At 71.0% G+C, this 4,577-nt stretch carries 4 protein-coding genes; 3 read left to right on the top strand and 1 reads right to left on the bottom strand.

Annotated elements, in window-relative coordinates:
• The first annotated feature begins 339 nt into the window (after positions 1–339).
• From FOE67_RS17420 to FOE67_RS17410, 3 genes are all read left to right on the top strand, one after another.
• Entirely contained in the window at positions 340–813 is a 474-nt protein-coding gene (locus tag FOE67_RS17420) for a hypothetical protein (protein WP_182665341.1), read from the top strand.
• 709 nt (positions 814–1,522) lie between these two features.
• Positions 1,523–2,959 carry an eCIS core domain-containing protein gene (locus tag FOE67_RS17415; protein ID WP_182665339.1) on the top strand — a complete coding sequence of 479 codons (1,437 nt, stop codon included), beginning with the start codon at positions 1,523–1,525 and terminating at the stop codon, positions 2,957–2,959.
• A 39-nt stretch (positions 2,960–2,998) separates the two neighbouring features.
• Positions 2,999–3,373: an eCIS core domain-containing protein gene (locus FOE67_RS17410; RefSeq protein WP_182665338.1), complete on the top strand. Its 375-nt coding sequence runs from the start codon at positions 2,999–3,001 to the stop codon at positions 3,371–3,373.
• A 72-nt stretch (positions 3,374–3,445) separates the two neighbouring features.
• Here FOE67_RS17410 and FOE67_RS17405 read toward each other — a convergent pair.
• Positions 3,446–4,577: ATP-binding protein (locus FOE67_RS17405; protein ID WP_182665336.1), on the bottom strand; the 1,132-nt coding region annotated here is incomplete at its 5' end.

Genomic DNA, 4,577 nt, shown 5'->3' with positions numbered 1-4,577 from the left:
AGATGTCTATAAGAGACAGGCCCTCCCCCAAGCCTGGCAGCCGATCACCCGTACCGTCCACGGAATGTCTTCGTACGCCTACTTTCCGTACTCGGTCGGGTGGTTCGGGGTGCCGTTGCCGACCGGCACTCTCATCGGAGTGCTCCGGCGGGTTCCTTCGCGGCTTCCCGAGCAGCCGGCACGTGTTGTCACGGAGGCAACCGGAGGGTGGGCACCGGACGGTGCGGGGGTTCGCTTCTTCCGTACGGAGGGCACGGCGAGGGCCCGTGGCAGGCAGGCCCTCGGAAACCCGGATGCCGCCGGGGCGTGGCGCTCGTGGGCTCCGGGCGAGGGGGTTCGATGGAGATCACGGTGCAGTGGGTCAAGACGTCTTGGACCAAGCGGTCCCGGAGTGGGGAGGCCGCCGCCCGCAGGAATGCCGTCCCGGTCGGCTTCGCGTTGCCCCGGCTGCCTCCCGGAGTCGCCCACGTCGTCCGGAGGTCCGAGGACGACGGGTTCGAGCCGCGTTCGGAGCAGAAGGAACTCCGCGAGATCGGTGTCCGCCTTCGGGAGGAGGGTGACCGACTCCGGGTGTTCGCCCGGGTGGAGCCGTTGTTCGGGTTGCCGCCCAGGCCGCGCAGGCCACCGGCTGTTCGGTTGCTTCCCGGCCAGTGGGTTCGGTGGCAGTTGAACTACCGCTTCAGCAGCATGGCGGGAATACGGGACTGGTCGTACTGGCTCGACACCTTCAACGTCGCTTACGGGCCCGTTGACGGGGAGGTCTTCCTCTCGGAACCCGGGGTGATCGCCGATGAGCGCGGTCCGGTTCGGTAGAGCGCGGCAACGGAGCGGTCGGCCGGGGAGGCATCGCCGTGGAGAAGCCCGGAGCGGCCGGGGTGTCCGGCGAAGCCCGCCTTCCGACATCGGCCCCCCATCCCTCGGCCCGGGCGACGGCACCGGCACCGGCACCGGCACCGGCGTGTCGACTGCCCCAAGAGGCAGGGGGCGTGCCCCGATGCATCTCGGCCCGAAAGGTGTTGTGCGGTGGCTTCCGAGGGACTTCTCTCGACACACCTTCGGCGGCGCCGCCATCCGGGGAGCGATCGGTGCACGCGCGCGACGAACCGGGAACAAGCCGTGGAAAGGCCTCCGAGGGGCTCCGAAGCTCCCGCAGGAGCGGACAGTCGGCCTCCCGCGAAGCACAACGCGACTGATCGTCTCGGCACTGACGGTCAGCAGTGCCACCAAGAGGTCACCGGGTCCGGACCGCGACCCCGAACACCACTCTCCCACCGCCACCGAAGCCTGTCGGCGACTTCGCGTTCCCAGCGCCTGCGGCAAGCACCGGAACCGGCACCGTTCGAATCCCGATCCGGGCAAACGCGCGGCCCGGGATTGAGAGCAGACACATGAGGGCCGATGCGACGTGCGCTTTTGCCCCTGTGACCGCCCACTGCGCCCGCGACATTGCCCGGCCGGCCCTTCCCGCGCCGCGGCCCACACGGGTAATGCTGAGGGGGAGAGAACACGAGAGGGAAGAGCCTTGCGCGCACACGAGGAACGAACCGACAAGGCCGCCGGCCGGCAAAGTGCCCGCGGGGCGCCGCTGTCGTCCACGCGTGCCGAGAGGATGCTGGCGTTGCAGCGTGCGGCGGGTAACGCGGCGGTGGCCCAGGCCATCGAGAGGGAGCGGCAGGAGGGCGACCCGGGACACGACCGGGACCAGGAGCCCGCCGCTCAGCGGGCGTTGGTGGACGCCGCCGTGTCCTCTCCCGCTCAGCCCCTGCCGTCTGATCTGCGTGAGAAGTCGGAGCGGGCGCTGAACATGGACCTGGGTCATGTGCGGGTGCACACCGGTCCGGTCGCGCAGCGTTCGGCGGCGGCGATCGGGGCTCTTGCGTACACCATGGGGGAGCACATCGTCACCACGCCGCAGGGCATGACCGACCGTGTGATGGGCGAGGAGGTCGGCCATGTGTGGCAGCAGGCCCATGGGCCGGTGCCGGGGACCGACAACGGGGCCGGGCTGAAGGTATCCAGCCCGAGCGACCCGGCCGAGAAGGCCGCCGAGAGCTTCGGCAGGGACATGGCCCGGGCATCCGCCACGAGCCTGCCGGCGCCTCCCGTGTTCGCCGGACACGGCGGCGCGGCGCCCGGCAGCCCCGTACAACGGGCATCCGAACAGGACGGTTCGGCGCCCGGCAGTCCCGGGCAACCCGGGTCCGCGCAGGACACCAGCGGCCGGCAAGACCAGGACGAAGCGCTGCGCAACGCGAAAACCCCGCAGGAGATGGTCGCGGCTCTGGTGGCGTCCGGGCATTCACAGGCAGATGCCTGGGAATTGATGCAATACATGACTGAGCAGCAGTTCCGCCCCGCTGAGGGACAGCAGCCGTTCAACATGCTCGACAGCATCAAGAACGCCGGGTCGCAACGACTTCCGCCCGTGCGGATGAAGCAGGCGGAGGCGGCAGGCCTGCTGAGCAAGAAGTGGACCATCCGCCACTACACCGGCAAGGATCCCAACACTCCGCCATCTTTTGATGAGATCGCGTCGACGTACGACAACGCGCTCGCCGGACGGCTGGGGGAGCACACCAACGTCGCCGACTGGCGCTCGCTGGGCAACATCAAGTTCACGTTCTACCTGGTCTCCATCGATGGCCAGGTGCCTCATCGCAATTGGCTGAACGACACGCACTGGTACGCCGAGTGGGATCTCGACGAGATCGAGAACTGCTGGGTCTCCCCCGACCTGCTGGAGACGATGAACAAGAGCATGGACGCGGACGAGGCGCGCCAGGCGATGGCAAAGGTCAAGGCGTTCCGTGGCTCCGGCAGTGCCCTGAAGAAACTGCTGGCGGTCAGCGTGTTCGGAGCGGGGAACGAGCCGGCGGGGGCACTGGACACCGCGATCGGTGGCAGCTTCGAACTGAAGGTGCCGGGCGGGCTGCCCGTGAAGGAGTGGAAGAGGAAGTAACCGCAGCAGCCCCGAGGAGGCACGCGCGGCGCGCCGGTCGTGAGCGCAGACGGTCGTGCCCTCGGTCTGCCGGCCGGGCGTTCGCGGGGCCGTGGTCGTGCCACGGCCCCGGAGCGGCGTCGCCGCGACTCGTACGGGCCCGCCGCGCGGCGTTCCGCCGAGGAGTTCGGCGCGCGTGCCTACACCACCAGCCATGCCGGCCGTCAGCACATCGTCCTCGGAGCGGGAGCCGACGACCCGCACACCATGTATCACGAGCTGAAACATGCCCAGCAACAGCGGAACGGGCCGGTGGAGGGCACCGAGACCGCCGGCGGGGTCAAGCTCTCCGACCCGGGTGACCGCCACGAGCGGGAGGCGGAGGCCGCCGCGCGCCGCATCTCGCGGATGACCGACCTTCCCCGGGACGAGTGAGTCCGGGCCGATGGGAGCCGACCGGCGCCGGTGCCCCGGCGACGGGTGTCGTCCGTCGCGGGGGCACCGGGGTCACATGGCGGTGTCGCCGATGACGAGGCGGCCGGCCTTGCGGTACTCGCGGCGTGCCCCGGTGAGCAGGTCGTCGGTGGTGACGGGGGTGCCGCGGCCGGCCGCCGCGTAGGCGGCGGTCATGACGGCGCTGCGGATGGCGCCGCCGGAGAGTTCGAAGCCGCGGGCGCACGGGGTGGGGTCGAGGTCGTCGGCGCACGGGACGTGGACCAGGCTGTGTCGCCACAGCGCGAGCCGTTGTTCCTCGTCGGGGAAGGGGAAGTGGACGACGAGGTCGAGGCGGCGGGTGAAGGCGTCGTCGATGTTGGACCGCAGGTTGGTGGTGAGCAGGGCGATGCCGTTGAAGGCCTCCAGGCGCTGGAGGAGGTAGGCGCTCTCCAGGTTGGCGTAGCGGTCGTGGGAGTCCTTGACCTCGGAGCGCTTGCCGAAGACGGCGTCGGCCTCGTCGAAGAGGAGGACGGCGTCGGTGCGGTCCGCCTCGGTGAAGACGCGTTCGAGGTTCTTCTCGGTCTCGCCGACGTACTTGTCGACCACGGACGACAGTTGGATGACGTACAGGTCGAGGCCGAGGTCGGCGGCGACGACCTCGGCGGAGAGCGTCTTGCCGGTGCCGGACTCGCCGGCGAACATGGCCAGGACGCCGCGCCCGCGTCCGCCGCCGGCGCTGAGCCGCCAGTCGCCCAGGACCTGTTCGCGGTGGCGGGCGCGGCGGGCGAGTTCGTGGAGGTGCTCGCGGGTGTCCTCGGGGAGGACGAGGTCGTCCCAGCCGACGGCCGGGGTGATGCGGCGGGCGTGCCGCTCCAGGCCGGAGGCGGATTGTCCGCGCGCCGCCCGGCGGATGTGGTCGGCGGTGGGCGGGGTGCCGTCGAGGGCGGCGAACCGCAGGGCGGAGCGGGCGGCCCGGTGGACGCGGTCGCCGGTCAGCCGGTAGGGGGCGACGGTGGTGGCGAGGTCGAAGCCGGGGTCCTCCCCGGGCTCCAGGCCGAGGGCGTCCGCCCACAGCCGGGTCCGGTTCGACCGGGGCGACTCCGGGGCGTCCAGGACCAGGGGGTCGGGGTCGCACCACTGCGGGTCGTAGGCGGTGGGGCCGGTGAGGACGACGGGGGTGTCCCCCGGGTCGAGGGAGCGGAGC

The sequence above is a fragment of the Streptomyces calidiresistens genome, from assembly GCF_014141525.1.
GTDB lineage: Bacteria > Actinomycetota > Actinomycetes > Streptomycetales > Streptomycetaceae > Streptomyces > Streptomyces calidiresistens.
The sequence above is the reverse complement of the archived record's forward strand: the minus strand, read 5'-3'. Positions and strand labels throughout refer to the sequence as shown.

What these genes read in the sequence shown, in the direction of transcription:
- FOE67_RS17420 (WP_182665341.1), top strand. Translation starts at nt 340, where the DNA reads ATGGAGATCACGGTGCAGTGGGTCAAGACGTCTTGGACCAAGCGGTCC.